At 67.4% G+C, this 25727-nt stretch carries 32 protein-coding genes; 12 read left to right on the forward strand and 20 right to left on the reverse strand.

Features of this window, described 5'->3' with window-relative positions:
• Positions 1-83 precede the first annotated feature (83 nt).
• Positions 84-872, reverse strand: coding sequence for a cytochrome c (locus G6035_RS04815; RefSeq protein ID WP_176615936.1), 789 nt, complete (start codon positions 870-872; stop codon positions 84-86).
• Positions 873-962: 90 nt separating this feature from the next.
• On the reverse strand, positions 963-1601 hold the full coding sequence (locus G6035_RS04820; RefSeq protein WP_256883486.1) for a heme-copper oxidase subunit III: 639 nt from the start codon (positions 1599-1601) through the stop codon (positions 963-965).
• A gap of 186 nt (positions 1602-1787) precedes the next feature.
• Here G6035_RS04820 and trpD point away from each other — a divergent pair, with 186 nt between their 5' ends.
• The gene (trpD, locus tag G6035_RS04825) at positions 1788-2852 is read left to right on the forward strand and encodes an anthranilate phosphoribosyltransferase (RefSeq protein ID WP_371130845.1); all 1065 of its coding nucleotides are present in this window, start codon (positions 1788-1790) and stop codon (positions 2850-2852) included.
• 55 nt (positions 2853-2907) lie between these two features.
• On the opposite strand, the gene G6035_RS04830 is transcribed toward trpD, so the two are convergent.
• Together G6035_RS04830 and G6035_RS04835 are read right to left on the reverse strand one after the other, a co-directional pair.
• Positions 2908-3189, reverse strand: coding sequence for an Lrp/AsnC ligand binding domain-containing protein (locus G6035_RS04830; protein WP_176615937.1), 282 nt, complete (start codon positions 3187-3189; stop codon positions 2908-2910).
• A 73-nt stretch (positions 3190-3262) separates the two neighbouring features.
• Positions 3263-3655: a DUF3054 domain-containing protein gene (locus G6035_RS04835; RefSeq protein ID WP_256883488.1), complete on the reverse strand. Its 393-nt coding sequence runs from the start codon at positions 3653-3655 to the stop codon at positions 3263-3265.
• A gap of 145 nt (positions 3656-3800) precedes the next feature.
• Here G6035_RS04835 and G6035_RS04840 point away from each other — a divergent pair, with 145 nt between their 5' ends.
• On the forward strand, positions 3801-4295 hold the full coding sequence (locus tag G6035_RS04840) for a VOC family protein (protein WP_176615938.1): 495 nt from the start codon (positions 3801-3803) through the stop codon (positions 4293-4295).
• Here the strand turns inward: G6035_RS04840 and G6035_RS04845 are convergent.
• The 3 genes from G6035_RS04845 to G6035_RS04855 are packed head-to-tail and all read right to left on the reverse strand — an operon-like array spanning position 4292 to position 6454.
• Positions 4292-5014 (reverse strand): ATP-binding cassette domain-containing protein, encoded by a 723-nt coding sequence (locus G6035_RS04845; RefSeq protein WP_176615939.1) that lies wholly within the window; start codon positions 5012-5014, stop codon positions 4292-4294. The two genes, G6035_RS04840 and G6035_RS04845, sit on opposite strands and share 4 nt — an antisense overlap.
• A 35-nt stretch (positions 5015-5049) precedes the next feature.
• A complete protein-coding gene (locus tag G6035_RS04850; RefSeq protein ID WP_176615940.1) occupies positions 5050-5571 on the reverse strand; it encodes a YbaK/EbsC family protein in 522 nt (173 codons plus the stop codon).
• A 43-nt stretch (positions 5572-5614) separates the two neighbouring features.
• Positions 5615-6454 (reverse strand): trans-aconitate 2-methyltransferase, encoded by an 840-nt coding sequence (locus G6035_RS04855; protein ID WP_176615941.1) that lies wholly within the window; start codon positions 6452-6454, stop codon positions 5615-5617.
• 48 nt (positions 6455-6502) lie between these two features.
• Here G6035_RS04855 and G6035_RS04860 point away from each other — a divergent pair, with 48 nt between their 5' ends.
• Positions 6503-7078, forward strand: coding sequence for a helix-turn-helix transcriptional regulator (locus G6035_RS04860; RefSeq protein WP_176615942.1), 576 nt, complete (start codon positions 6503-6505; stop codon positions 7076-7078).
• Positions 7079-7097: 19 nt separating this feature from the next.
• On the opposite strand, the gene G6035_RS04865 is transcribed toward G6035_RS04860, so the two are convergent.
• Both G6035_RS04865 and G6035_RS04870 read right to left on the reverse strand, forming a co-directional pair.
• Positions 7098-7550, reverse strand: coding sequence for a hypothetical protein (locus G6035_RS04865; RefSeq protein WP_176615943.1), 453 nt, complete (start codon positions 7548-7550; stop codon positions 7098-7100).
• Between the two features lie 79 nt (positions 7551-7629).
• On the reverse strand, positions 7630-8034 hold the full coding sequence (locus G6035_RS04870; protein ID WP_176615944.1) for a type II toxin-antitoxin system VapC family toxin: 405 nt from the start codon (positions 8032-8034) through the stop codon (positions 7630-7632).
• 280 nt (positions 8035-8314) lie between these two features.
• Between G6035_RS04870 and G6035_RS04875 the strand changes: the two genes are divergently transcribed.
• The 3 genes from G6035_RS04875 (at position 8315) to G6035_RS19940 (ending at position 9372) form a co-directional block, all read left to right on the forward strand.
• Positions 8315-8536: a hypothetical protein gene (locus tag G6035_RS04875; protein ID WP_176615945.1), complete on the forward strand. Its 222-nt coding sequence runs from the start codon at positions 8315-8317 to the stop codon at positions 8534-8536.
• Between the two features lie 51 nt (positions 8537-8587).
• Positions 8588-8770, forward strand: a complete 183-nt coding sequence (locus tag G6035_RS04880; protein ID WP_176615946.1) for a hypothetical protein — start codon at positions 8588-8590, stop codon at positions 8768-8770.
• 479 nt (positions 8771-9249) lie between these two features.
• Positions 9250-9372 carry a hypothetical protein gene (locus G6035_RS19940; protein ID WP_256127739.1) on the forward strand — a complete coding sequence of 41 codons (123 nt, stop codon included), beginning with the start codon at positions 9250-9252 and terminating at the stop codon, positions 9370-9372.
• On the opposite strand, the gene G6035_RS04885 is transcribed toward G6035_RS19940, so the two are convergent.
• From G6035_RS04885 to G6035_RS04895, 3 genes are all read right to left on the reverse strand, one after another.
• Complete coding sequence (locus G6035_RS04885; RefSeq protein WP_256127740.1) at positions 9356-9721, reverse strand: hypothetical protein; 366 nt, start codon at positions 9719-9721, stop codon at positions 9356-9358. The genes G6035_RS19940 and G6035_RS04885 overlap by 17 nt on opposite strands.
• A gap of 220 nt (positions 9722-9941) precedes the next feature.
• Entirely contained in the window at positions 9942-10247 is a 306-nt protein-coding gene (locus G6035_RS04890; protein ID WP_176615948.1) for a transcriptional regulator, read from the reverse strand.
• Between the two features lie 26 nt (positions 10248-10273).
• Positions 10274-10774: a hypothetical protein gene (locus G6035_RS04895; RefSeq protein WP_176615949.1), complete on the reverse strand. Its 501-nt coding sequence runs from the start codon at positions 10772-10774 to the stop codon at positions 10274-10276.
• A 498-nt stretch (positions 10775-11272) separates the two neighbouring features.
• On the opposite strand from G6035_RS04895, the gene G6035_RS04900 reads away from it, so the two are divergent.
• Together G6035_RS04900 and G6035_RS04905 are read left to right on the forward strand one after the other, a co-directional pair.
• On the forward strand, positions 11273-11677 hold the full coding sequence (locus G6035_RS04900; protein ID WP_176615950.1) for a YciI family protein: 405 nt from the start codon (positions 11273-11275) through the stop codon (positions 11675-11677).
• Between the two features lie 112 nt (positions 11678-11789).
• Positions 11790-12830 carry an RNA polymerase sigma factor gene (locus G6035_RS04905; protein ID WP_371130847.1) on the forward strand — a complete coding sequence of 347 codons (1041 nt, stop codon included), beginning with the start codon at positions 11790-11792 and terminating at the stop codon, positions 12828-12830.
• 37 nt (positions 12831-12867) lie between these two features.
• Here the strand turns inward: G6035_RS04905 and G6035_RS04910 are convergent, their stop codons facing one another.
• From G6035_RS04910 to G6035_RS04940, 7 genes are all read right to left on the reverse strand, one after another.
• The gene (locus G6035_RS04910; RefSeq protein WP_176615951.1) at positions 12868-15258 is read right to left on the reverse strand and encodes an excinuclease ABC subunit UvrA; all 2391 of its coding nucleotides are present in this window, start codon (positions 15256-15258) and stop codon (positions 12868-12870) included.
• 68 nt (positions 15259-15326) lie between these two features.
• A complete protein-coding gene (locus G6035_RS04915) occupies positions 15327-15683 on the reverse strand; it encodes a VOC family protein (protein ID WP_176615952.1) in 357 nt (118 codons plus the stop codon).
• A gap of 99 nt (positions 15684-15782) precedes the next feature.
• Positions 15783-16310, reverse strand: a complete 528-nt coding sequence (locus G6035_RS04920; protein WP_176615953.1) for a GNAT family N-acetyltransferase — start codon at positions 16308-16310, stop codon at positions 15783-15785.
• The gene (locus G6035_RS04925; protein ID WP_176615954.1) at positions 16303-16668 is read right to left on the reverse strand and encodes a hypothetical protein; all 366 of its coding nucleotides are present in this window, start codon (positions 16666-16668) and stop codon (positions 16303-16305) included. Before G6035_RS04925 ends, G6035_RS04920 begins: the two co-directional genes overlap by 8 nt.
• 68 nt (positions 16669-16736) lie before the next feature.
• Positions 16737-17486, reverse strand: coding sequence for an aminoglycoside phosphotransferase family protein (locus tag G6035_RS04930; protein WP_176615955.1), 750 nt, complete (start codon positions 17484-17486; stop codon positions 16737-16739).
• Between the two features lie 114 nt (positions 17487-17600).
• A complete protein-coding gene (locus G6035_RS04935) occupies positions 17601-18143 on the reverse strand; it encodes a GNAT family N-acetyltransferase (RefSeq protein ID WP_176615956.1) in 543 nt (180 codons plus the stop codon).
• Between the two features lie 105 nt (positions 18144-18248).
• The gene (locus tag G6035_RS04940; RefSeq protein ID WP_176615957.1) at positions 18249-21044 is read right to left on the reverse strand and encodes an aconitate hydratase; all 2796 of its coding nucleotides are present in this window, start codon (positions 21042-21044) and stop codon (positions 18249-18251) included.
• A 252-nt stretch (positions 21045-21296) separates the two neighbouring features.
• Here G6035_RS04940 and G6035_RS04945 point away from each other — a divergent pair, with 252 nt between their 5' ends.
• Together G6035_RS04945 and G6035_RS04950 are read left to right on the forward strand one after the other, a co-directional pair.
• Positions 21297-21953 (forward strand): peptide deformylase, encoded by a 657-nt coding sequence (locus tag G6035_RS04945; RefSeq protein ID WP_371130848.1) that lies wholly within the window; start codon positions 21297-21299, stop codon positions 21951-21953.
• An 86-nt stretch (positions 21954-22039) separates the two neighbouring features.
• On the forward strand, positions 22040-22918 hold the full coding sequence (locus G6035_RS04950; protein WP_176615958.1) for a methyltransferase domain-containing protein: 879 nt from the start codon (positions 22040-22042) through the stop codon (positions 22916-22918).
• A gap of 26 nt (positions 22919-22944) precedes the next feature.
• Here the strand turns inward: G6035_RS04950 and G6035_RS04955 are convergent, their stop codons facing one another.
• Positions 22945-23652: a YitT family protein gene (locus G6035_RS04955; protein WP_218062958.1), complete on the reverse strand. Its 708-nt coding sequence runs from the start codon at positions 23650-23652 to the stop codon at positions 22945-22947.
• 59 nt (positions 23653-23711) lie between these two features.
• Between G6035_RS04955 and G6035_RS04960 the strand changes: the two genes are divergently transcribed.
• Entirely contained in the window at positions 23712-25121 is a 1410-nt protein-coding gene (locus G6035_RS04960) for a PLP-dependent aminotransferase family protein (protein ID WP_176615959.1), read from the forward strand.
• A gap of 63 nt (positions 25122-25184) precedes the next feature.
• Positions 25185-25670, forward strand: a complete 486-nt coding sequence (locus G6035_RS04965) for an NfeD family protein (protein ID WP_176615960.1) — start codon at positions 25185-25187, stop codon at positions 25668-25670.
• Positions 25671-25727 lie beyond the last annotated feature (57 nt).

Raw genomic sequence — 25727 nt, forward strand, 5'->3', positions numbered from 1 at the left:
TTCTCTTATCCCGGTACTTTCCCGGGGTCGTAATGTATGTTTCGCGCGGCTGCCTGGGGCAGCCAAAATCTTGTGGAGGCCGGTCAGGAAGTCCTGGACGTCAGCCAGACCGTGAAGCCGATGACCACGCCGAGGACGGCGGTCCACAGGAACAGGCCTTCGGAGACCGGGCCAAGGGAGCCGAGAGCGGCTCCACCGGGGGAGCCCTGGTGCTCGATGGTGTTCAGGAACGTGATGATGTCCCGCTTGCCTTCCGGGGTGATGTTTGCGTCGTTGAAGACCGGCATGTTCTGCGGACCGGTGACCATCGCTTCGTAAATGTGGTCGTTGGACACGCCGGCCAGGGCCGGTGCAAACTTGCCGCGGGTCAGGGCGCCGCCGGCAGCTGCAGCGTTGTGGCACATGGCGCAGTTGACGCGGAACAGCTCGCCACCCTTGGTGGCGTCTCCCTTGCCGTCAAGGTACTGCGCTTCGGGGATGCCCGGGCCGTTGCCGAGGGTGGCGACGTAGGCTGCGAGTTCGTTGGTCTGGTCGGCGTTGAACTGGGCCGGCTTCTGGAGGGCCTGCGGGCCCTGCATCTGCATGGGCATGCGGCCCGTGCCGACCTGGAAGCTGACTGCCGCAGCGCCGACGCCTGCCAGGGAGGGGCCGTTTTCCGTGCCCTTGGCACCGAGGCCGTGGCAGGTGGCGCAGTTGGCCACAAACAGCTTCTCGCCCTCGTGGGCCTGGCCGGCGGTAAACGTGGTGGTGTCAGCCTTGGCCTGGTTCACTGTTGTGACAACGGCGTACAGCCCGCCGGTAAGCATGAGCCCCAGCACCAGCAGCGCTATTGCTGCCAGCGGATGACGTCGCTTCTGCGAAAGTGCCTTCACTTGGTGGTTCCTTTGATCTATATCCAGCAGCCTCTGGTGAGAGCCGCAAATGCTAATTCTGCGTCGTGTAGAAGAAAACTGTTTGCCAGCCTACTTCAGGATGTAGATGACCAAGAACAGGCCGATCCACACAACGTCGACGAAGTGCCAGTAGTACGAGGTAACGATGGCGCTGGTTGCCTCGAAGTGTCCAAACTTCTTCGCGGCGTAGGCGCGCCCAATGATAAGGAGGAAGGCGATGAGCCCGCCGATCACGTGCAGGCCGTGGAAGCCGGTGGTGATGTAGAAGGCGGAGCCATAGGCGTTTGAACTGAGGGTGATGTGCTCGGAGGTCAGCGTCGCGTATTCGGTTGACTGGCCGGCCACGAAGATGGCACCGAGGATGAAGGTCAGCAGGAACCATTCAGTCATTCCCCAACGGGTGAACTGGAGGCGGCTGCCGATGCGGCGGGGCTGGAGGTTCTCCGCGGCGAACACACCCATCTGGCAAGTAAAGGAGCTTGAGACCAGGACGAGGGTGTTGACCAGGGCGAAGGGAACTTCCAGCTTGGCCGTTTCTTCCGCCCACAGCCCACCGGTGGTGGAGCGGAGCGTGAAGTACATGGCAAAAAGGCCGGCGAAGAACATCAACTCGCTGGACAGCCAAACCACGGTTCCTACAGAAACCATGTTGGGGCGGTTCAGCGTCGGATGCGCCGGGATACTGGGGGCATGGGTCGCGGTTGTCACATAGACATTATGTCTGTAAATCGCCTGAGTTCCCAATGCGAAATGCCGAATCGGCGATCTTTTTCTACAAACCTGCGAAATTCCGGCTGATTCCCAGGCTTAATCCAGATGGCCATGCATAGCATGGCCGTGGTGTCAATGGTCACAATCGCATGGACTGCCGCTGTTTCGTCTAACATCGAGAGGGTGAACCCTCAAGATGGCCCCCTGGCCGCAGCCCCGACCTGGCCGGATCTCATCGCCTCATTGATCAGGGGCAACAATCTTTCCTCCGCGCAGACGGAGTGGGCCATGAACACCATCATGGCAGGAAACGCCTCTGACGTGCAGATCGCCGGCTTCCTTGTGGCGTTGCACGCCAAGGGGGAGACCGTCGAGGAAGTGAACGGCCTGGTCGAGGCCATGCTGTTCAATGCCCGGCCGCTGGCGATCACCGGCGAGGCGCTGGACATCGTGGGCACCGGGGGAGACCGGCTCAACACCGTCAACATCTCGACCATGGCGGCGATGGTCTGTGCCGGCGCCGGGGCCACCGTGGTCAAGCATGGCAACCGCGCGTCGTCCTCGGCCGCAGGGTCCGCGGACGTCCTGGAGTCGCTCGGCGTCCGCCTGGACCAGTCGGTGGAACTGGTGGAACGGGCCGCCGTGGAGGTGGGCATCACGTTCTGCTTCGCGAACCTCTTCCACCCCTCGATGCGCCACGCGGCCCCGGCGCGGGCCCAGCTGGGCGTGCCCACCGCCTTCAACCTGCTCGGCCCGCTCACCAACCCCGCCCACGTGGCTGCCTCGGCCATCGGTGTCGCGGACACGCGGCTGGCGCCGCTGGTGGCTGGCGTGCTGGCGGCCCGCGGCGTGCGTGCCCTGGTGTTCCGCGGCAGCGACGGCCTGGATGAACTGACGACGACGGGACCCTCCCGCGTGTGGGAGGTCCGGGACGGCGCCGTGGTGGAGTCCGGGTTTGACCCCCTCGACGTCGGCATCCCGCGGGCCACCATCGATGACCTGCGTGGCAAGAACGCCGACTACAACGCCGGGGTGGTGCGCCGTGTCCTGGACGGGGAGCGCGGTCCCGTGCGTGACGCCGTCGTACTTAATGCGGCCGCGGGCCTCGTGGCCTACGACCAGGATGCCAAGGGCACGCTCGAGGAGCGGATCAGGTTTGCCGTGGCCCGTGCCGAAGCGTCGATTGACGGGGGAGCGGCGGCCGGCGTGCTCAAGCGCTGGGTGGCACTGAGCACCGGACAGGCTTAAACGCAGAAAGTGCCGGGAACGCCGCCGCGGCGGCGTTCCCGGCACAGGCTGCCTGCTAGCCGTCGAAGCCGAGTGCGAAGGCCGCGTCGAGGTCATGCTGGGAATAGGCCCGGAAGGAGATCTGTGTTGTCGTGGACATCACGGAGTCGACCTTGGAGAGTTTGTCGGCGATGACGTCGGCCAGGTCCTCGTGCTTCTGCACGCGGGCAATGGCGATCAGGTCCCATTCGCCGGTGACCGAGTAAACCTCGCTGATGCCGGCAAGTTCGGAAATTTCCTGGGCGGCCTCGGGGATGCGGGAGGCGTTGGTCTTGATCAGGACGAAGGCGGTGATCACGGGAGGGGTCCTTTGCGTCAGGGGCACGGTGGCGGGGTGTTCGACTTTGATGGTAGCCCACTTGGGGCCCGGTTCAACGCTTAGGGCCGTACCTTCGTGCCAGCCGGGCCAGGAGCCGCTGGCCCAGGAGAAACACGCCCAGCACGATCGTGGCCACGATGACAAAGGGCGTTTCGGCGGTGGCACCCGAGAGGATGCGCAGCGCCATGCCGCCGGCCACCGTAATCAGCCAGATGCAGACGCCCGCCGGCCACAGGGAGACGGGACGCTGCCAGTTGCGGGTCAGCAGCCAGCCGAGGACCAGTGCGGCCAGGAACGGCCAGGCAGTGGTGAAGACGCCGCCCACGGACAGCGACTCATGGTGGGAGCTGCGGCCGGACAGGGCAAAGACGACGACCAGCAGGACGTCCATGACGGCTGAATAGGCAAGGAGCTTGGGGGTGCGTTGGGTGGGAGCGTGTATCACCCAGCCAGCTTAGCCGCAATGGTGCGCCGGCCCGGCACCGGGCGGCACCGGGCGGCACCGGGCGGTTGGCCCCGGTGGTGTCCGGCATCCTGGGCCGGGCCCTTGTTGCCCGGCCCGGCCGCCGCTAAAGTGTCCAGCACATGCAATGGCAAGGGGAGTGGTGGGCGTGGGACAGATCGGCACGTGCCTGTGGTTTGACGGGCGGGCAGAGGAAGCGGCGGAGTTTTACGTCGGCCTCTTCGAGAACTCCAGCATCAAGGACGTGGCCCGGTGGGGCGACGGCGGCCCCTACCGGGCAGGCACGGCGCTGACTGTCCAGTTCGAACTGGAAGGACGCAGCTTCCGGGGGCTGAACGGCGGGCCGGAGTTCACGTTCAACGAGGCCATCTCCTTTGAACTGTACTTTGACACGCAGGAGGAGCTCGACGCCAAATGGGCCGCCCTGACGGCCGACGGCGGCCAGGAAAGCCAGTGCGGCTGGCTGAAGGACAAATTCGGGGTCTCCTGGCAGCTGATTCCCACCATGCTGCCCACGGTGCTCAACGGACCCGACCCGGCCGGTGCCGGACGTGCCATGCAGGCCATGCTGGGCATGGGGAAGCTGGACATTGCCGCGTTGCAGGCCGCGTACGACGGCTAAAGGTGGCGCAGGAAGCGCTGCGGGGCGTCCAGGAAGGAGCGCCAGTTGCGCACCAGGTCCAGCCCGTCCCAGGTCGCCGGGCGCAGCCCCCAGCCGCCCACCTCGTAAATGTCCGCACCCGGCAGTGCCGCCAACAGCGGCGAGTGGGTCGAGAGGATGATTTGGGAACCGCCGTCGGCCAAGAGCTCCCGGAGAACGGCCAGCAGGGACAGGCAGCCGGTGAAGGACAGGGCGGACTCCGGCTCGTCCAGGATCCACAGGCCGCCGCCCCGGAACCTGTCCTCGGCGAGGGACAGGAACGACTCCCCGTGCGACATGCGGTGGAACGGCGCGTCCGCCCTGGTGGTGGACGGGTTGTCCTCGAGGTAGCTGAAGAAGCCGTGCATGGTTTCCGCGCGCAGGAAGTAGCCGTACCTGCCGGCCCCGGGGTTGCGGGCCAGCAGCAGGCTGTTGGCAAGGGCGGACTCGGTGGCCCGGCTGCGGTGCATCGCGCCCGTGGAGCCGCCCTCCGGGTTGAGCCCGTAGGCCATGGCGATCGCCTCGACAAGTGTTGACTTGCCGGCGCCGTTCTCCCCGACAAGGACCGTGGCGGGGCCCAGGTCCAGCCCCGCGTCCAGGAGCTGGCGCACGGCTGCCAGCGTGGCCGGCCATTCGTTCCGGGGCAGGGGTTCGTGGGGATCCTCGCCGATGTGGCGCACGGGCGTCTTGGCAAACCTCATGGGGCCATTCTCACAGACGGCGCGGGATTGGCGCCTCAGCCGGCCTCCGGCCCCTTCGCCAGCCCCTCGACCACCACGACGCCGGGCAGTCGGGTCAGCCCGTCCGGGGCCAGCCGCAGCTTGCTGGTGCGGTTGCCGCCGCCCATGATGACCTCGGGCTGTTCCAGGACCGCGCTGTCGACGTAGATGGGCATGCCCGAGATGCCAAAAGGCGTGACGCCGCCAATGGCCATGCCGGTGCATTCCACCGTCAGCTCCGCGTCGGCGAAGGACGCCCGCTTCACCCCGAGCAGCTCCTTGACCTTCCTGTTCACGTCCAGGCGCGTGGTGCCCAGGACCACGCACACGGCCTGCACGGACGGCTCCACCTTGCGCGAGGTCACGACGATGGTGTTCGCGGCCTGCCCGAGCGCGACGTTGTAGTGGGCACAGAAGACGGCAGTGTCGGACAGCTCGTCGGCGCACGGGAGTACCTCGTGGGCAATGCCGTGGACTGCGAGTGCGTCCCGGACTGAAGGCATGAGGATGTCCGCGGAAACGGCGTCGTGCTTGGCCATGCATCCAGAGTACCGGTGCGGGCCCCGGCGGCTGGCGCACCGGCTACTGCCTGCGTGCCGCCCATGCGATGCGGCTGCCGCGGACCTCCAGGTCCGGGCTGCGCAGGGGCGAACCGGGGCCGTCGTCGGTGAGCAGGTGCTGCAGGGCCTCGAGGTCCGACGGGGGTGCGATGCCTTCAAGTGCCGGGCCCATCCGCCCCAGGAAGGTGCGGGCATAGCGGGAGGCAAGCTCCGGCGTCGGCCGTCCCACTGAGGGGAACAGGCGTTGTTCGACGGCGGTGAATCCGGCCCGTTCCAACCCGGGCCGCCAGTCGGGGAAGGAATTCCAGCCCCGTTGGGCCAGGGCGGCGTGCAGCCGGGATTCCAGGCCGTCGTGGAAGGCGTCAGGGAGGAAGCGCGGCAGCCCGTCCATTTCGATGACCACCAGCAGCCCGCCGGGCCTGAGCGCGGCATGGATGTCCCGCATGGTGCGGTCCGGGTCGGTGAGCTCATGCAGGAAGGACGACGCCCAGACCAGGTCGGCGTGCAGTTCCGGCGGCCAGCTTTCGTTGACATCCGACCGGACGGCACGCACGCGCCCGTCCAGGCCCTGAGCGCGGGCGGCCGCCACCGTGCGGCTGAGCATGGCGTCCGACCTGTCCACGGCCACGACCTCCGCTTGCGGGAAGCGGCGCGCCAGCGCCAGGGTGCCCACGCCGGATCCGGCGCCCACGTCCACAATGCCGGCGGACGCGGGCGCCAGCCCGGCAGCCCACTGCGTGGCATCGTCAAGGTAGGAGCCGAGGACCTGCGCGTCCAAGTCAAGGAGGTCCGCCAGTTCGGCCTCGTGGGGGTGGGCGTGTCCGTGTGCGGCGGCCAGGTGGTGATGGGCGTGATCAGTCATGGTTTCCACGGTAGCTGTCCGATGCGCAGATGGCATATACTTTTGCGCATGACGCAAGAATTCGCCATGGACATGGTCATCCGCCAGCGCCTGCGCGGCCTGAGGCTCGCCCGCGGGTGGTCGCTGGAAAACCTTGCCGCGCGCTGCAACCTCAGCCCGTCAACGCTGAGCCGCCTGGAAACCGGCCACCGCCGGATCGCGCTGGACCAGCTGGTGCCCATTGCCCGGGCCCTGGACACCACCCTGGATGCGCTGGTTGAGCCGGTGGGGGAGGAGGACGTCGTCATCCGGCCCGAGGCCGGGCACACCCCGGGGCTGACCACGTGGATCCTGTCCGATGAACGCGCCCTGCACGGCAAGGTCGTCGCCAAAATGCGCATCACTGCCGAACGGACAGGGGGGCTGGGTGTCCATCCGGGACGCGACTGGTTTACCGTCCTCTCCGGCACGGCGCGGCTGGAGCTGGGGGAGCGGACCATCCTGGTGCACGCCGGTGAGGTGGCCGAGTTTTCCACCATGGTGCCGCACTGGATCGGCGCCCATGGCGGGCCCGTGGAAATCGTGAGCATCCTCAACCACGACGGCGGACTGGCCCACCTTCACGGCCCGGACACCGCCGCGTAAAGCGCCCGGGCCCGGAATCCTATGCGGTCCGGGCATGGGCTATGACCAGCCCGATGGGGGCGCTGACCAAAAGGACGACCACCATGATGCGGAACGCCCAGAGGAGCAGCGGCAGGTGCCTGCCGGCTCCCCGGACGGCCCAGATGAACATCGCCAGGGCAATGACGAGCAGTGCCGCACCCAAATATGTCAGGGCGGGTGTGGCGAGGAGGGTGCCGAGGAGGACGGCGATGGTTGAAAGGTTCAGCACCACGGCCTCGCCGGACAGGAACGTCGGGGAGAGTTCCCTGGACGCCAGCCCGGCCTGTCCAAGGCCCAGCACCAGTTGGGCGACGCCGGCCACCAGCACCAGGTAGGCCACGGCCCACGATGAGTTGTAGCTGGGGGAGCCGGCACTGGCGGCGGAGAGGACGCCGCCAAGGACCAGGCTGATGCCGCCGATGACGAGGAAGGGGATAGCGGATTTGTTCACAACTCCCAGCATATTTGTCTTCCTGTGCGCCACCTGAAAGCCGGGGCGCCGTCACACTGCGGCCGTGGCCTGTCTCCGGCTACGTGGCCGGGTAAAGCGCAGCGAGGGGTGCGACGGCGACGATCCCTTCGGCCTGGCGGGCCAGTGCGGGGTCGAGGGTGACGAACGCATCCGCCTGCAGCTGGGCGACGGCAATGTACTCGGCATTGGCCGTGTCGTCCAGGTGGAGCCGCTCCGCCACCTGCCAGGCGACGGCCCGTGAGACCCTGTCGCCGAGCAAGCGGATATGCATCGAGGTGATGCGGTCCAGGAGCGCCATGGCCTCCTTGCCACTCAGCTCACCCCGCCGTGACGCCTGGTACAGCGATGAGAGGCATTGTGAGCGCAGGATTGTCGGTGCCACGAGCTGGTCGCCGTCGGCAATCGCCACCCCGTCCCGTGCCAGCTGGATGGCGGCAGGGGCATCGATCACATATCTCGTCATGCCCCCATTATTGGTGCCGCGCCCGCGGGTGTCCATGGCAGCGGCCGGGAGCTTCCAGACAGGGGCAAAGTGGGAGGACCTGCGTTGGCAAGCGGACAGGGGGTCGGAGGGTTGTCGCCCGGGTGGCCGGCAGCGGCCGGCTGTTCGCAGAGGCTTTGGCCATTGCCGGTTTCGCCTCGATCCGCTATGACAAGCGCGTGTCGGGTCCGTATGCGATGCAGAACATTCCCAGGCCCACCGGCAGGTTGAGCATGCAGTCGCACCTGGATGAGCGGAGCTGATGCCCAAAGGTGCCGAGGCTGCTGCGCCCTACTATGCCGGCTTGCCGATGGACCCGGACCCCGCCCTGCCAGACAGTGTGAAGATGGTGCTCGCCAGCTTCGAGGCACCGGCAAACCTTCCCTTGGCCAGGGAACTGTGGCTCGAATCGGCCCGCGACCCGCTGCAGCAGGTCCGAATTCCCACGCTGGTGTTGATCGGGGGGCAGGGACGTCCAGATTGACGTCCCTGCCGATGGGGCCCGCTTCAGGAAGCCGGTGCCGGGATGCCAAATGTGGACTTCGCCTTCCCGCCCAACGCCAACCATGTTTTCAAGGAAGACCGTCGCAGCCCCGCCGAGGTGGCCGCGACACCGGGCAACAAATACAACGAACCGGGCACGCATCCCGATCCGGAAAGCCTTGAAGTGATTCTCGGCTGGCTCGGACGGACCGGGGAATCCATCACACGCGGCTAGGAAAAACTGCAGCGTGAAAATCCCGGGGCCGTTGGAGCCAGCCGCAGTCGTGGGGAGGGCCGTTTCGCTTTAGTTTACATAATGTAGATTATCGGCGTTAAACCCACTGGAGTGGAAGTAGCTTCGAGAACACCCGGTCCGCCGAAGAATTCGAGGGTTTCGCAGGTCAACCAGTGTCCGCCGTAATTGAACGGGCCCGTGGGACGAATCAGGGTTTACCGTCGGATCCGTCGCGCCTGTAGGTTTCCTGCCTCCAGTGCATGTTTCCAGGGTTGAAGGGTCGTCGTGGGTGGTGCCGTTCCTGGTTTCGTCCCTCGAATGCTGATGAACCCGGCCGAAAACATCGCACGGGAAACCTGGAACCGTGTAGCGGTCACCAAGGAACAGGTCACCATGGGGACCGCCCGGATCGCATTGCCGGGCCGGATCCGCTGGCCGTGCGATGGAGCGCACCCCACGAACTCGCCAGCCTTGCACCCGTGGCCATCACCGCCGGCACTCTCGGCTGCTCCCCCGCCGCCATCGACCGCCTCGCCACGGACTCGGCCGTCGCCCACGCCCAATATGTCGCCGCGACGGGAACGGTCAGGAAAAGCCCCTGAACACGCCGTCGTCATCGGTGCGCCCCGCGAACTCTTCCCAGTCCATATTGGAGATGTTCAGGTTGTTCTCGACTCCCCAGAGTTCGCTGGCGATGCAACGAAACGGTTGGCGCGCATCATCGTCCAGATCAATAACCTGAATTGGATATCCACGTTCCATTGCAGCGCGATCCACTATGAACAGGACCGACACCTGGTCATTGGCCTTAATGGCAGCTTGTCGGACTTGCTCCCAACTGACGCCATCCCAAACGCTGTCATCGACCACATCCACGTAAGCGCGGAATCCGTCCCCGTTTTCCGCAAGAACAACGGACAATGCATCTTCCCAACGCTCTTCGTCGCTCAATGTCGTGCAGACCAGGAGTGATTTACTTGTCTTTGGGAGCGTCAACATGAGGCTATCGAACCACGGTTACCGCCCTTCACATTTGAACGCGCCCAGTCGGCATCTTTTTCGCCAGGACGGGTGCCCACTCCCCTTCCACCAATGACCGGCCGTGGTCGAGTTGAAGGCCGATGGACCACCCGGAATGTGGGCACGTGCCGGATGGTTGGTGAGGAGCGTCCTACTGCAGCTTGCCGGGTTCGTGCTGGGCGCCGGCAGCGCCTGCGGTGGCGACGATGTCTTGCAGTGCCGTCACATGCGCGGCGAGTGCGGCGCGTCCGGCCCCGGACAGGTTGACCCAGGTACGGGGCCGTTTGCCGACGTATCCCTTCTCCAGTTCGACATAGCCCAGTTTTTGGAGATTCGTCAGCTGCTTGGACAACGCCGAGTCCGAAAGCCCGAGCTCGGTGCGGACGAAACCGAACTCCGCCCATTGGGTGCCCGCCAGCAGGGACACGATGTGCAGCCGGGTGGGGTCCAACAACATCTGATCCAAGGACCTTTCTCGCGGCGTCACGGGTGCCGTCTTTTCCTCTCGTCCGGGGCCATGTGCAGCAGCGAATGGGATACCGGTCGGAGCACCAGCACCACCACCGCGGCGATGGCCACGGACCAGACCGTGTGCGTGAGCGGCACATGCCAGGTGCTCGATCCCACGGCAATGAGGAGGCACAGCGCCAGGAAAGCGATGGCCAGCAGGTACTTCCCGCTGACTGCTTTCCGTGGCACGGATTGCCGGTCCGGCACCGCCCTGTAGCCCATTGCGGCGGCGACCCGCTTGGACCGGCTACCCAGGACCAGGAGCATGGCGAGTCCGGCGATGGCCAGTCCGGGCAACGACCCCAACGGCGACCACAGATCAGCGGCCAGCCCGGCCAGGATCGTTCCTGCGGCCATCGCCCACCAGAGCCACTCCGGCTTTCTCGCAGCCTTCGCCGCCGCCCGCTGCTGCCGAGTGCGGATCCCGCCGAGCTCCGATGCCGCCTGCTCCGGCGACGGTGTCTCATGCTTCATCGCTTAACCCCTGCATTTCTCTCCAAGGAGGCTACTTTCCTGGAAAGAAAATAACATTAACTTTCCATCCAGGCAAGTACTTTCTTTGCCTCCTTGGCACTAGAAAATGTGTCGGAAACCCGCAAAGCCCATCACGGGGGTCGCCGTCGTGCGGGTCAAGGGTCGCGCGGATGCCACGGCAGCCCCCGGACCGCGGACGCGTGGGAGTTGACTGGCTGGCTGACGGTATGTCCTTGCCCGGGTTGGACCGGGCAGACCCATGGGTCCGCGGCACGCCGAGCGTGCGTACGCGACCAAAACCCACAAGGTACGTGGGCTGCAGTGACAGGGCGTCGAGAACTGACCAACCGGGGACGTAACCACCAAGACGTGGAAAAACCAACGTTGTGAGGAACAGCACTCCCTGCGCGGCAATTCGATGTCGAGAACGTACGATCAGTTCCGTCCCAGTATTGATCGCGGCCACAATGGGCCATACCGCAATATAAGGAGAATACGATGAAGTACCTGCTGCTCAAGCACTACCGCGGAGCACCGGCGCCCGTCAACGACGTCCCCATGGACCAGTGGGCGCCCGAAGAAATATCCGGGCACATGAAGTACATGGGTGACCTGGCCGCCAGCCTGGTGGGCAGCGGCGAGTTCGTGGACGGCCAGGCACTTGCCCCCGAGGGGACCTTCGTCCGTTATGACGGCGAGGGACGGCCGCCAGTCACCGACGGCCCCTTCGCCGAGACCAAGGAGCTCATCGCAGGCTGGATGATCGTCGATGTCGACAGCCATGAGCGTGCCCTCGAACTGGCCGGGGAGCTCTCGGCGGCCCCGGGCGCCGGTGGCAGGCCGCTGCAGGAATGGATTGAGGTGCGCCCGTTCCTGGAGGCGCCACCGACGGTCACGGAGTGACACCGACGTGGACGAAGCACTCCTTCGCACTCTCCCACCTGCAGTAATCGGCGTCCTCGTCCGCCGCGGAGCAAACTTCGCCGCGGCCGAGGACGCAGTCTAGGACGCATTGGTGGAAGCGCTGCGAACCTGGCCCGCTGATCCGCCCCGGGATGCGAAAGGCTGGCTGGTCAGCGTCGCTTGGCGGAAATTCCTCGACGCAACCAGGTCGGACGCCTCGCGCCGGCAGCGCGAGGAACGCGTTGATGACGAGCCGGTGCCGGGGCCCGCCAACGCGGTTGATGACACCCTCCAGCTCTACTTCCTGTGCGCCCACCCGGCATTGACGCCTGCCTCCTCGGTTGCCCTCACCTTGCGTGCCGTCGGCGGGCTGACCACGCGGCAGATCGCCGCGGCGTACCTGGTGCCGGAGGCGACCATGGCGCAGCGCATCAGCCGCGCGAAGCGGACCGTCTCCGGCGTCCGGTTTGGCCAGCCCGGCGACGTGGCCACGGTGCTTCGCGTCCTCTACCTGGTGTTCAACGAAGGGTATTCCGGCGACGTCGATCTCGCCGCCGAAGCCATCCGGCTGACCCGCCAGCTTGCCGGCATGATCGACCATGAAGAGGTGGCGGGGCTGCTCGCCCTGATGCTGCTCCACCATGCCCGGCGCCCCGCCCGCACAACGCGCGACGGCCTCCTGGTGCCGCTCGCCGAACAGGACCGCGGACTGTGGGACCGGGGCCTCATCGGCGAGGGCGTCGGGATCCTGCAGGCGGCCCTGGCCCGCGACAGGCTCGGTGAATACCAGGCCCAGGCTGCGATCGCCGCCCTGCACGCCGACGCTCGCAGCGCCGGGGAAACCGACTGGGCGCAGATCACGGAGTGGTTTGACGAACTGGTGCGGCTGACGGGCAGCCCGATCGCCCGGCTCAACCGGGCCGTGGCCGTGGGCGAGGCCTACGGTGCCCCTGCCGGGCTGGAGGCGCTGTCCGCGTTGGCGGCCTCGCTCCCCCGCCATGCCGCGGTGGCCGCGTACCTGCACGAGCGCAACGGCGAGCCGGCTGCAGCGGCAGAACTCTACGCGGAGGCGGCCCGGAAGGCGCCCAACCTGCCCGAACGCGAACACCTGCTGCGGCAGGCCGCGCGGCTCAACGCCCGCCCCCGGCCGTGAACGAACATCCGGGACGCGGCCGGTGCCCGGTGCGGCGTCAGGCGCCGACGTAGGCGGCCAGGTGCTCCCCCGTCAGCGTCGCCCGCGAGGCCACCAGCCCGGCCGGCGTGCCCTCGAAAACAATCGATCCGCCGTCGTGCCCGGCCCCGGGGCCGATGTCGATGATCCAGTCCGCGTGGGCAATGACCGCCTGGTGGTGCTCAATGACGACGACCGACTTGCCGGAGTCCACAAGCCGGTCCAGCAGGCCCAGAAGGTTCTCCACGTCGGCCAGGTGCAGCCCGGTGGTGGGTTCGTCCAGGATGTAGACCCCGCCCTTCTCCCCCAGGTGCGTGGCGAGCTTGATGCGCTGCCGCTCGCCGCCGGACAGCGTGGTGAGCGGCTGCCCGAGGCTGAGGTAGCCAAGCCCGACGTCGGCCAGGTGGCCCAGGATCTTGTGGGCCGCGGGGATGCGGGACCCGCCGGCGCCAAAGAACTCCAATGCTTCGGCGACCGGCATGGCCAGCACCTCGCTGATGTCCTTCCCGCCCAGGCGGTAGTCGAGGACGGCGGCCTGGAAGCGTTTTCCGCCGCACTCCTCGCAGGGGGTGGAGACGGTGTCCATGAAGCCGAGCTCGGTGTAGATGACGCCTGCTCCCTTGCAGACCGGGCAGGCGCCCTCGGAATTGGCGCTGAACAGCGCCGGCTTGACGCCGTTGGCCTTGGCGAAGGCCTTGCGGATCGGGTCGAGCAGGCCCGTGTACGTTGCCGGGTTGCTGCGCCGGGAGCCCTTGATTCCGGCCTGGTCGATGGTCACCACCCCGTCACGGCCGGAAACCGAGCCGTGGATCAGGGAGCTCTTGCCCGAGCCGGCCACGCCGGTGACGACGGTCAGCACGCCCAGGGGAATGTCGACGTCGACGTCCTTGAGGTTGTTGGTGTTGGCGCCGCGCACCCCAAGCGCCCCCGACGCCTTGCGCGGGTTGTCCTTCAGCGACGCGCGGTCGTCAAGGTGCCGCCCGGTCAGGGTGCCGCTGGCACGCAGCCCGTCCACCGTCCCCTCGAACATGACCTCCCCGCCCTGGGAACCGGCAAGGGGTCCCAGGTCGATGACGTGGTCGGCGATGGCGATCGCCTCCGGCTTGTGCTCCACCACCAGCACCGTGTTGCCCTTGTCGCGCAGCTGCAGCAGGAGCTTGTTCATCCGGGCGATGTCATGCGGGTGCAGGCCGATGGTCGGTTCGTCAAAGACGTACGTGATGTCCGTGAGCGAGGAGCCCAGGTGCCGGATCATCTTGGTCCGCTGGGACTCGCCGCCCGAGAGCGTGCCGGTGGGTCGGTCCAGGCTAAGGTAGCCGAGCCCGATGTCCACGAACGAATCCAGCGTGTCCGCCAGCGACCCCAGCAGCGGCGCCACGGACGGCTCGTCCAGCCCGCGGACCCAGGCGGCCAGGTCGCTGATCTGCATGGCGCACACCTCGGCGATGTTCAGCCCGTTGATCTTTGAAGACCGGGCCGGCGCGGCCAGCCGGGTGCCGTCGCATTCCGGACAGGGCCGGAAGACGACGGCGCGGTCCACGAACGCACGGACGTGCGGCTGCATGGCATCGCGGTCCTTGGACAGCATTGACTTCTGGATCTTGGGGATCAGCCCCTCATACGTGAGGTTGATGCCCTCGACCTTGATCTTGGTGGGCTCCTTGTGGAGCAGGTCGTGCAGTTCCTTCTTCGTGAACTTGCCCAGCTTCTTGTCCATGTCAAAGAAGCCGGAGCCGGAAAAGATGCGCCCGTACCAGCCGTCCATGCTGTAGCCGGGAATGGTGAGGGCACCCTCGGAAAGGGACTTCCCGGCGTCGAACAGGGCGTCCAGGTCAAAGTCGCTCACGGCTCCGCGGCCCTCGCAGCGCGGGCACATGCCGCCGGTGATGCTGAAGCTGCGCCGCTCCTTGACCGTCTGCCCGCCCTTTTCGATGGTTACGGCGCCGGCTCCGCTGACCGAGGGCACGTTGAACGAATACGCCTGCGGTGAACCGATGTGGGGCCGGCCGAGCCGGCTGAAGACGATGCGCAGCATGGCGTTTGCATCCGTGGCCGTGCCCACGGTGGACCGGGGGTTGGCGCCCATGCGCTCCTGGTCGACGAGGATCGCCGTCGTCAGCCCCTCCAGCACGTCCACGTCGGGGCGTGCCAGCGTCGGCATGAAACCCTGGACGAAGGTGCTGTAGGTCTCGTTGATCATGCGCTGGGATTCGGCGGCAATGGTGCCAAACACCAGGGAACTCTTGCCGGAGCCGGACACGCCGGTGAACACCGTCAGCCGGCGCTTGGGGATCCCAACGCTGACGTCCTTGAGGTTGTTCACCCGGGCGCCCTGCACGCGGATGGTCTCGTGGCTGTCGGCGATCCGCAGTGCCTGCGGCTCCCGGGCGGTGGTCGTGTCCGTGCTCATCCTGGCTCGTTTCTTTGGGGCTGGTGCTTGCGGTCCACTTTATCGGCGTGGCCGGACGACGGCGGTGCTCACCGGTCCTCCACGACGCCCAGGACATTTCCGTCCAGGTCGGTGACGCTGGCCACCCAGCGGGTGCCCCCGACGTTGTGGGCCGGCTCCGTGACCGTGGCTCCGGCGGCGGTCAGCTCGGCCAGCTTGGCGTCGATGTCCGCCACCTGCCAGTAGGCCACTGGCGAGGCCATCGCCTGCGGTCCGCCGTTGGGCACCAGCCCGATGTGCTGGCCGGCGGCGTCGAAGCCGACATAGTAGGGCGAATCGGCCTGCGGTTCCGTGCCGAGCAGGGCGGCGTAAACCTTCTTGGCGGCCTCGAGGTCCTTGACCGGGTGCAGCACGATCTTGATTCCTTCAGTGGGTGAAGCGGCCATGACGGCTCCTTGGTCTGGGGGCCTTGCAGCCCTGGTTTTCCCGATGGGTCCAACTCTAGGTGCAGGGTGCCCGCGGCGCTTCTTGGATCCTGCCCGGTCCTAGCGTGCCGGGCGCCGGGCCCGCATCAGCAGGCCTGTTCCGCCCGTGAAGGTCGTCGTGTGGAACCGGGATGCCCGCGCGGCCTCCGAAAAGCCCCACTGGCGGTGAAGTTCGATGGAAGGCAGGTTGCCGGCGTTGACCACATACCAGGCGGTCCCGCTTCGCTCCCAGATCCAGTCCAGCCGTGCGTTCGTCAACGAGGTGGCCACGCCGCGCCGCCGCAGGGCCTGCAGCACTGTCACCCCTCCCAGGTAGTGCCCGGCGGGGGCGGCACCGTCCGCGTGGTCCCAATAATGCGTCTTGGCCCAGCCGGCCAGGCGGCCGTCGACGGTTGCGGCGACCACCAGCCGGCCGGGGTCCGATATGGCGGCGGCCAGGGACTCCATGGTGTTGGCGGGCCGCCCAGCCAGGTCGTTCACCTCCAGAATGGCGGGGATGTCCAGGTCCGACGCCGGCCGGACAGCCACGCGAAGGGGCTCCCCTCCCCCGTCCCCCGGGGAAAACCCGGCAAAGCCGCTGCTATTCATGGTCCCTTCCGCCCCGCCCTTTGGCCTTGTCCGCAAGCCGATCCCCGAGCACCGCAGCCAGGGCGGAAACGTCCACCCCTGAATCCGTCGGCACGCTGACCACCGTGCCGAGCCCGAGTGGCTGCGGGTTGTCCATCCACTCGGCCCAAGGCCCGAAGGACGACTGGCCGGCCGGATGGATGGGGTGCCGTTCGCGGGGAGCGAACCACCACGACTTGACGATGGCACTCCCGGGGACAAGGCCGGCCAGCTGCCACATGGTTTCGGATGCCAGGGCCCCCAGTGCACCGCTGCCCACCGTCGTGCCGCAGATGTCCGCCAGCAGCTCCTTGATGGCGTCCTTGGATATGACGGGCACGGGCAGGGCTGCGCCCAGGGAACTGGCCAGGGTGGTCTTTCCGGAGCCCGGTAGTCGATTGACCAGGATCAGCTGCCGGGCGATGGTTCCAGCCCTTTCGGCAAGGCGGCCAGGAACCGGGCGTCGCGCTCATACATAAGGGCGTCGTCGTTCAGGTCCGGCTTGTCCAGCTCAATTGCCTTGCCCCGGGACATGTCGGCCAGGTCCCACAGCCTGATCATGGCCACCCGGAGCACGTCGTCCCACGTGGCCTCGGATCCGTAGGCATCCAGGATCACCTGGACCCGCCGCCGGGCCTGGTCCATGCCCGGGGCGTTCGACGGCGGCTTGTGCGTCAGCGGGACGGCCCGCGTGGCGAAGTAGGCCAGGTCCCAGAGCCGCGGGCCGGGCGAACACATGTCAAAGTCAATCGCGCCCACCAGCCGGCCGCCGTCAAAGGCCAGGTTGTGCGGGGCAAAGTCGTTGTGGCAGATGACCTCTGCCGGCACCTTGGCCGGGGACTGCCAGAGGGCGCCGTCCAGGCCGAAACCAATGCTCGCGTCGTGCAACTGCCGCAGCCTGCGCGCACCGTCGGCAAGCACGGACTCGGCCCACACCCACGCGGGCAGCGGGTACAGGGGCACCTCTCCCCCAACGAAGCTCAGCCGCTCGCGGGGGCCCTCAACGCCGAGTGGCTGTGGAATCCAGTCCACCCCGGCGCGGGCCAGGTACCTCAGGTAGCGGTGCACCGTGGGTGTCCACGGCCCGGCGTGGCGGGTGACGGTGTCGCCGTCGCGCTCCACCACGTTCATGTTGCCGCCCGGCAGAAGTTCAGTCATGGTGGCCTTTGGTTCAGGGTGGTTTCGGGTTTCGGAACGGACACAGCATGCCGATACACCGACCTCAAGGGTCCGGTGCGGCATCCGCGGCACCGGCAGGGCCGGGATTGCGGGCTATGCGTCCGCCGGCGGTTTCTTGGCAACGAACAGCTCGCAGCTGGCGTTGTAGTACTTTTTGGACAAGCCCTTGGCCTTCATGCCGATCCGCAGGCAAACGCTCTGGGATGCCTCGTTGGCCGGGTTGGTGACGGCCACGACGCGCTCCAGCCCGTGGGCAAAGGCATGCGCCAGGACCGCCTCGGCGGCCTCCGAGGCAAAGCCGCTGCCCCAGTAGTCCGGGTGCAGGTGCCAGCCAATTTCGACGTCCCCGGAGGGCTGCAGCGGCTCCTCGCCGGAGGCGGGAATGGGCTTGAGCAGCAGGGTCCCGACCAGTGCCCCGTCCTCCTTCCGGGTGACGGCCCAGACGCCGTGCACCGGGTGGTCAATGGCCTGGAACCGGGCCACACGTTCGGCTGCTTCCGAAAGGCTCTCCATGACGCGCGGCTCATTGCCGATGAAGCGCTGCACCACCCACCGGGAGTACAGGTCATACACAAAATCAACATCGGAGTCTTGCCATGGCCGCAGTAAAAGTCGTTCCGTAGTTATGGTCTCCATCTCTCCATCATGCATGGTTTGGTCCGGGTTCGGGCCCGCCCGCAGCTACCGTTTGCGTAACAAAGTCCTCCCCGGCAGCCTTGTCAAGACCAGCCGGCGCCGCGCCTATGCCTCCAGCAGCTGGCGCAGCACGTATTGCAGGATGCCGCCGTGGACGTAGTAGGCCTCCTCGGCAGGCGTGTCGATGCGCAGCGTGGTGGCGATGTCGCGCGAAGCGCCGTCGGACTCGACGCGGACCGTGACCTCGCGCGGCAGCGGATCCGCCCCGGCCAGCCCGAGCACCGAGTACGCTTCCAGCCCCGTCAGGCCCAGCGATTCCGCCGTGTCCCCGTCCTTGAACTGCAGCGGCAGCACGCCCATGCCGATCAGGTTCGAGCGGTGGATGCGTTCGAAGGAGGCCGCAATGACCGCCTTGACGCCCAGGAGCATGGTTCCCTTGGCGGCCCAGTCGCGCGAGGACCCCGAACCGTAGTCGGTGCCGGCAATCACCACCAGCGGCGTCCCGCCGGCGCGGTAGGCGTTGGCGGCGTCAAAGATGGTCTCCACCTCTCCGTCGGCTGAGCGCTTGGTGAAGCCGCCCTCGACGCCGGGCACCAGCAGGTTGCGCAGTCGGATGTTGGCAAAGGTGCCGCGGATCATGACGTTGTGGTTGCCGCGGCGGGAACCATAGGAGTTGAAGTCGGCCTGCGCCACACCCTGCTCGAGGAGGTATTGCCCGGCCGGCGAGGACTTCTTGATGTTCCCGGCCGGGGAGATGTGGTCCGTCGTGACCGAGTCCCCCAGCAGGGCCAGAACCCGGGCGCCGGTGATGTCCTGGACCGGTTCGGGCTCGCGGGCCATGCCGTCGAAATAGGGCGGCTTGCGTACATAGCTGGACGTGTCGGACCAGGCAAACATGTCCCCCCGGGGAACGTCCATGCCGCGCCAGTTGTCGTCGCCGTGGTAGACGTCGGCGTAGCCGTCGGTAAACATTTGGGCCTCCAGGCTGGCGTCCACGGCGGACTTGATCTCCGCCGCCGTCGGCCAGATGTCCTTGAGGAATACCGGCTTGCCGCCGCTGCCCTCGCCCAGGGGCTCGTTGAGCAGGTCGACGTGCATGCTGCCTGCGAGCGCGTAGGCGATGACGAGGGGCGGGGAGGCGAGGAAGTTCATTTTCACCTCGGGGTGGATGCGCCCCTCAAAGTTGCGGTTGCCCGACAGCACTGCCGCGACCGAGAGGTCCTTGCCGTTGACTGCCTCGCTGACGGCCGGGATGAGGGGCCCGGAGTTGCCGATGCAGGTGGTGCAGCCGTACCCGACCAGCTCAAAGCCAAGCTTTTCCAGGTAGGGCGTGAGGCCTGCACGGTCCAGGTAGTCGGTCACCACGCGCGAGCCGGGCGCCAGGGTGGTCTTGACCCAGGGCCTGCTGGAGAGGCCCAGTTCGACGGCCTTCTTGGCCACGAGCCCGGCGCCGACCATGACGGAGGGGTTGGAGGTGTTGGTGCAGGAGGTGATGGCGGCGATGACCACGTCGCCATGGTCCAGGGTGAGGTCCTGCCCGTCCAGGACCAGCGCGGCCGGGTCGCTGGGCCACTCGAGTTCCTCGCCGCCGTCGTCCTCGAAGGTGCGCGGGGGTTCATCCTTCTCGTTGCGGCCGGTGATGGACACGGGGTCGCTGGCGGGGAAGGACTCGTCGCCGGCCTCGTCGAGGCCGGCCATGACAGCCACTTCCTGCGACTCCCCTGCCAGGAGCCCGCGCACGGCACGCTTCGCGCTGGCCAGCGGGATCCGGTCCTGGGGGCGCTTGGGGCCGGCAATGGACGTCTCCACGGTGGAAAGGTCCAGCTCCACCACCTGGCTGTAGTCCGGGGTGTGGTTGGGGTCGTGCCACATGCCCTGTTCCTTGGCGTAGGCTTCCACGAGCTTGATCTGGTGGTCGCTGCGGCCGGTCAGGTGCAGGTAGTCGAGCGTTTCCTGGTCAATGGGGAAGATGGCGCACGTGGAACCGTACTCGGGGCTCATGTTGCCCAGCGTGGCCCGGTTGGCCAGCGGCACGTTCGCCACCCCGGGCCCGAAGAACTCGACGAACTTGCCCACCACGTGGGTCTTGCGCAGCAGCTCGGCCACCGTCAGCACCAGGTCGGTGGCCGTGGTTCCCTCCGGCAGCTCACCGGTGAGCTTGAAGCCCACCACCTGCGGGACCAGCATGCTCATGGGCTGGCCCAGCATGGCCGCCTCCGCCTCGATCCCGCCCACACCCCAGCCGAGCACGCCGAGCCCGTTGACCATGGGCGTGTGCGAGTCGGTGCCGACCAGGGTGTCTGGGTAGGCCTGCCGTACGCCGTCGTGCTCCCTGGTGAACACAACGCGCGAGAGGTATTCCAGGTTGACCTGGTGGCATATGCCCGTGTCCGGGGGCACCACGAGGAAGTCGTTGAAGGACTGCTGGGCCCAGCGCAGGAGCTGGTACCGTTCCTGGTTGCGCTTGAATTCATACTCGGAGTTGATGGCGAAGGCGTGGGGGACGTTGAACACGTCGGCGATGACGGAGTGGTCAATGACCAGCTCGCCCGGGATGAGCGGGTTGATCTTTTTCGGGTCCCCGCCCAGGTCCGACATGGCATCGCGCATGGCCACCAGGTCCACCACGCAGGGCACGCCGGTGAAGTCCTGCATCAGCACCCGGGCCGGGGTGTACTGGATTTCGGCGTTGGCCCCGGCGGCGGGGTCCCAGTCCCCCACTGCCCTGACCTGGTCCGCGGTGACGAGCCGGCCGTCCTCGTTGCGGAGCAGGTTTTCCAGCAGGACCTTCAGGCTGTAGGGCAGCCGGGCCGAGCCGGGAACCTTGTCCAGGCGGTAAATTTCGTAGTCCTGGCCGTCGACGGTGAGGCCGCTGCGTGCATCGAAACTGTTGGAAGACATGGCAATCCTTTTTCTCAGCTACCCGTTTTAGCCCACACTAGCCAGAACCCGGCAGATATCAAGGGTGCACAGGACGCCCTTGGCCGGGCGGGCTTTGGCACAATGGATTCAACCACCTACTGCACCCAAGGAGCCCGCCATGAAGTCCGTCCCGGATGATGACCTGGACACCGTCGGTGAAGGGCCGGCCAGGGCAACCGGCAGGACCGGCGCCTGCCCCGCCGTCGTAGCCCGGCGCATCCAGGACGGACAGTGAACGGGCCCGCATCCGGCGGCCTCCCCCTGTTCACGGACGACGACGTCCGGGCCGCCGTCGACGCCGTCCTGGCCGGGGACGGCCTGCCCGCCATCGTCCAGGCGGGCCACCCCGTGCTGCGCGCCCGGGCCGTGCCGTTCACCGGCCAGATTCCCGCCGGACAGCTGGCCCGCCTCGTCGGGCTGATGCGCCAGGTAATGCACGCGGCCCCCGGCGTCGGGCTGGCCGCACCCCAGATCGGCATCCCGCTGCAGCTCGCCGTGCTCGAGGACCTCTACGACGTCCCCGCGGGGAATGCCGAGGCCCGGGACCGCCGGCCGCTGGAATTCCTGGCCGTCCTCAACCCGCATTACACGCCCGTCGGGACGGAAACGGCGTCGCACTACGAAGGCTGCCTGTCCGTGTCCGGCTGGCAGGCCGTGGTTGGACGTGCCGCCACGGTTGACCTGGCGTACGACGACGTCCAGGGGCACCCCGTGCTCCGCCGCCTCTCCGGGTGGCAGGCCAGGATCGCCCAGCACGAGACCGACCATCTCTCCGGGATCCTCTACCTGGACCGGGCGCACACCCGCTCTCTGTCCTCCAACGGCGAGTATGCCGCCCGCTGGGCCGCCCCGGACATCACCGCCGCACGGGCCGTGTTGCACTTCTGAGGCAGCCCGGACCGGCGTGGGCCCGGGCCAGGATGAACTTGGGCGGGGATGAACTTGGGCCGGGTGAACCAACCTAGGATGATTTCATGGACAACAGCGCGCTCGACGCCCTCATCTGCCCGGTCTGCGGGCTCGAATTCATGGACGTGCTTCCCGGGGAGAACACGCTGGCGTGCATTGACGGCCACAGTTTCGACATCGCCCGGCAGGGGTACGTAAACCTGCTAACCGGACACGGCACCAAGTTCACCCACGACACTGCCGCCATGGTGGCCGCCCGTGACGCGTTCCTGGAGGCCGGGCACTATGCGCCGCTGGCTGACGCGCTCGCAGGCACGGTCCGGCCCGTCCTCGCGGCGACGGGCGCTGCGGGCGGCGGTGCTGCCCCACGCCCCATGGTCCTTGACGCCGGTACCGGAACGGGATGGTACCTGCACCAGCTCCTGGACCGGCTGGGCGGCGGCGTGGACGCCGTCGCGCTGGACATCTCCAAGTTCGCACTGCGCCGGGCGGCCCGGCGCAACCCGGGCGCCGCCAACCTCGCCTGGGACCTGTGGCAGCCGCTGCCGGTGGAAGCCGGCAGGGCCGACGTCGTGCTGGTGGTCTTTGCGCCGAGGAACGCGGCGGAGTTTGCCCGCGTGCTCAGGCCCGGAGGGCTGCTGGTGGTGGTGACGCCCCGGCCGGGGCACCTTGCCGAGATTGCGCAGCACGCGGGCCTGTTGGGGATCCAGCCCGACAAGGAGGCGTCCCTGGCCGCGTCCCTGGCATCGCATTTTGTGCTGGAGAGCGCACTGCCCGTGTCCATTCCCCTGCACCTTTCGCCCGCCGACGTGGCCAATGTGGCCCTCATGGGTCCGGCCGGGCACCACATCGAGGTGCAGGAGCTGGAACGGGCCGCCGCGGCGCTGCCGGAGCGGACGGACGTGACGGCAGAATTCATGCTCTCCGCCTTCCGCCCCCGCTGACCCCGGGACCGCACCCGGCCCGGACGTCAGGGCAGGGGGTTGGTGCCTTCGCCTGCACACAGGGCGGCGGTGTCCGGCCCCGCCGGTTGATGGATGGCGATGTCCACGAGGTGGGCCTGCGGCCGCCTGCCGTGCAGGTCCACCTGCAGCCACTTGAGCGTCAGCTGGGTGAGCGGGCCGACGCCCAGGGCAAAGGCGGCCGTCCCGGCGCCCACCACGCCCCCCATGAAGAACCCGACCACCACCACGGTCAATTCGAGGCTGGTGCGGATCATCCAGACCGGCCGGCCGGTCACCCGCACCAGCCCGGTCATCAGGCCGTCGCGCGGCCCGGGACCCATTCCGGCGCCTATGTAGAGGGCCGTGGCAAAGGCCAGGGTGAACAAGCCGGCGGCAAAGAGCATGCACTGCAGGACCAGCTGGCCGGCCTGCGGGATGATGGCTAGGCCCCAGTCGGCGAAAACGCCGATGAGCACGGCATTGGCGATGGTCCCCAGGCCTGGCTTTTGCTTCAACGGGATCCAAAACAACAGGACGATGCCGCTGATGATGATGGTGCACAGCCCAAACGAGAGCCCGGTGGTCCGTGCGGACCCCTGCGCAAAGACATCCCACGGCGAGGCGCCGATGTTGCCCCGGATCATCAGGGAAATGGCAATACCGTACAGGAACAGGCCCGCGAGGAGGCGTACAAGCCGGACGGGAAGGTTCTGGGTTGTAAAGGCACGCTGCATATGGCTAGTTTAGCTAAACTGGACTGCTTCAATAGAGCCAATTGAACTAAGGTGGATTCATGAACTCCCTTGTCACCGGACGGCGACTGGCCCGCGAGCTGGGTGAATGGCGGTCCTCCGGGCCCGCCTACCGGGCCTTGGCGGACCGGATCAGGGTGCTGCTGCTGGACGGCCGGCTCTCCAGCGGCACCCGGCTCCCCGCCGAGCGTGAACTCAGCGGCGCGCTGGAGCTCAGCCGCACCACCGTGGCGGCGGCCTATTCAAAGCTGCGCGACGACGGCTATCTCGCCAGCGTGCGCGGCTCGGGCAGCATCGTCATCCTGCCCGGACGCGAACGCGGTGAGCACACGGGCGGCAACGGGCTGCCCCTGGACTTTACGAAGGCCATCACCTCCGCCTACCCGGGGTTGGCCGCCGCGTACTCCGACGCCGTCGAAGTGCTTCCCGGCTACCTCGGCCACGACGGGTTTGACATGGTGGGCCTGCCGGACCTGCGGGAGGCCATTGCCCAGCATTACCGCGACCGGGGCCTGCCAACCTCGGCCGGGGAGATCATGGTGACCACCGGCGCCCAGCATGCGCTGAACCTGGTGACCGTCAGCCTCCACTCCGCGGGCGAGAGGGTCCTGGTGGAACAGCCCACCTATCCGCACGCCCTGGACACCTTCGCCTCCGTCGGGGCCCGCATGCTTTCCTTCCCGGTCAGCGCGGACGGCGGCTGGGACCTCGCGGAGGCCGTGCTGCAGATCCGGCGGGCCGCCCCGAGCCTGGCGTTCCTCATGCCCGACTTCCACAACCCCACCGGCATGAGCATGACCATTGCCGAGCGCGAGCACCTCACGGCCGCCGCGGCCCGGGAGGGGACGGTGCTCATCGCCGACGAAACCACGGCGCTGCTGGACATCAACCGGGGTGAAATGCCGCCCCTGGCGTGCTTCTCCCCCGGCGTGGTAACGCTGGGTTCGCTGGGAAAGATTGCCTGGGGCGGCCTGCGGATCGGCTGGATCCGCGCCCCGCGGGACGTGCTGGCCAGGATCCTGCGCAACCGGGCCGCACAGGACCTGGGCACACCCCTGCTGGAACAGCTCGTGGCCACCGCACTGGTCCGTGAGCTGCCCGTGCTGGCCGCGAGCCGGAGCCGGGAGCTGCTGGTGCGCCGGGACGCCCTGGTCGGACTGGTCCGCCGGCACCTGCCGGAGTGGGACGTCCGGGTGCCCGACGGCGGGCTGTCCCTGTGGATCAACACGGGCACCGTCTCCACCTCGGCGCTGGCGCTGGCTGCCCGCGCGGAGGGCCTGGGCCTGGTCGCCGGCCCGCGGTTTGGGCTGGACGGCGCCTTTGAACGGTTCCTCCGCCTGCCCTTTGGCCACGAAGTGGAACAGCTCCGGGACGCCGTGGAGATCCTTGCGCGCATCAGCTCCCGGGTGGGTCCGGACCCCCTGCGCATGCCCCAGCAGGCAGTGATCTGAACAGGATATTCCACCATATACGTAGTAGGCTTGACTGTAGGTAAAGTCACAAAGGGGGACTCAATGCTTGAATGGATTAATGACTTCGGCTGGATTATCTGGCTGACTGTTTTCCTGCTGCTTGCGGTCGCTGAAATGCTGACATTGAACCTGTATTTCATCCTGATGTCCGTCGGCGCACTGGCGGCACTCGTGGCCTTCCTGTTCCACGCCGAGCTTTGGCTCCAGATCGTCATCTTCTGCGTCGTGGCGCTGGCCACCACCGTGCTCATCCGGCCGCTCGCGCTGGCGCACCTGCGCCGCGGGCCGGCCGATTCCCTCTCCAACATTGACCGCCTGATCGGGCACCACGCCGTGGTCCTGGAGGCCGTGTCGGCAAACAGCGGACTGGTGAAGATCGGCGGGGACGTCTGGACGGCCCGGACGCGGGGCGGGGCCGACGTCCCGGCGGGCGCGTCGGTGGAGGTGGCCGCCATCGACGGGGCCACGGCCATCGTCAGCTTCCCCACCGTGCACAAGTCGACGGGAACCGCCACCACCATCGCCTAGCGCCTTTCTGTCCCGGCAGACGGGCCCACCACCTGCCTGTGCCACAAGGCACCGGAA

The organism is Arthrobacter sp. SDTb3-6 (assembly GCF_013376095.1).
Lineage (GTDB): Bacteria > Actinomycetota > Actinomycetes > Actinomycetales > Micrococcaceae > Specibacter.

Excerpts from the sequence above, each read along its gene's own strand:
- G6035_RS04935 (WP_176615956.1), bottom strand. The coding sequence starts at position 18,143 with ATGGAGACCATAACTACGGAACGACTTTTACTGCGGCCATGGCAAGAC.
- G6035_RS04875 (WP_176615945.1), top strand. The coding sequence starts at position 8,315 with ATGCCCAAAGGTGCCGAGGCTGCTGCGCCCTACTATGCCGGCTTGCCG.
- G6035_RS04915 (WP_176615952.1), bottom strand. The coding sequence starts at position 15,683 with ATGGCCGCTTCACCCACTGAAGGAATCAAGATCGTGCTGCACCCGGTC.
- G6035_RS04890 (WP_176615948.1), bottom strand. The coding sequence starts at position 10,247 with ATGTTGTTGGACCCCACCCGGCTGCACATCGTGTCCCTGCTGGCGGGC.
- G6035_RS04955 (WP_218062958.1), bottom strand. The coding sequence starts at position 23,652 with ATGCAGCGTGCCTTTACAACCCAGAACCTTCCCGTCCGGCTTGTACGC.
- G6035_RS04920 (WP_176615953.1), bottom strand. The coding sequence starts at position 16,310 with ATGAATAGCAGCGGCTTTGCCGGGTTTTCCCCGGGGGACGGGGGAGGG.
- G6035_RS04940 (WP_176615957.1), bottom strand. The coding sequence starts at position 21,044 with ATGTCTTCCAACAGTTTCGATGCACGCAGCGGCCTCACCGTCGACGGC.
- G6035_RS04895 (WP_176615949.1), bottom strand. The coding sequence starts at position 10,774 with ATGAAGCATGAGACACCGTCGCCGGAGCAGGCGGCATCGGAGCTCGGC.
- G6035_RS04850 (WP_176615940.1), bottom strand. The coding sequence starts at position 5,571 with ATGGCCAAGCACGACGCCGTTTCCGCGGACATCCTCATGCCTTCAGTC.
- G6035_RS04845 (WP_176615939.1), bottom strand. The coding sequence starts at position 5,014 with ATGAGGTTTGCCAAGACGCCCGTGCGCCACATCGGCGAGGATCCCCAC.
- G6035_RS04855 (WP_176615941.1), bottom strand. The coding sequence starts at position 6,454 with ATGACTGATCACGCCCATCACCACCTGGCCGCCGCACACGGACACGCC.
- G6035_RS04910 (WP_176615951.1), bottom strand. The coding sequence starts at position 15,258 with ATGAGCACGGACACGACCACCGCCCGGGAGCCGCAGGCACTGCGGATC.
- G6035_RS04870 (WP_176615944.1), bottom strand. The coding sequence starts at position 8,034 with ATGACGAGATATGTGATCGATGCCCCTGCCGCCATCCAGCTGGCACGG.
- G6035_RS04860 (WP_176615942.1), top strand. The coding sequence starts at position 6,503 with ATGACGCAAGAATTCGCCATGGACATGGTCATCCGCCAGCGCCTGCGC.
- G6035_RS04840 (WP_176615938.1), top strand. The coding sequence starts at position 3,801 with ATGGCAAGGGGAGTGGTGGGCGTGGGACAGATCGGCACGTGCCTGTGG.
- G6035_RS04960 (WP_176615959.1), top strand. The coding sequence starts at position 23,712 with ATGAACTCCCTTGTCACCGGACGGCGACTGGCCCGCGAGCTGGGTGAA.
- G6035_RS04930 (WP_176615955.1), bottom strand. The coding sequence starts at position 17,486 with ATGACTGAACTTCTGCCGGGCGGCAACATGAACGTGGTGGAGCGCGAC.
- G6035_RS04950 (WP_176615958.1), top strand. The coding sequence starts at position 22,040 with ATGGACAACAGCGCGCTCGACGCCCTCATCTGCCCGGTCTGCGGGCTC.
- G6035_RS04965 (WP_176615960.1), top strand. The coding sequence starts at position 25,185 with ATGCTTGAATGGATTAATGACTTCGGCTGGATTATCTGGCTGACTGTT.
- G6035_RS04900 (WP_176615950.1), top strand. The coding sequence starts at position 11,273 with ATGAAGTACCTGCTGCTCAAGCACTACCGCGGAGCACCGGCGCCCGTC.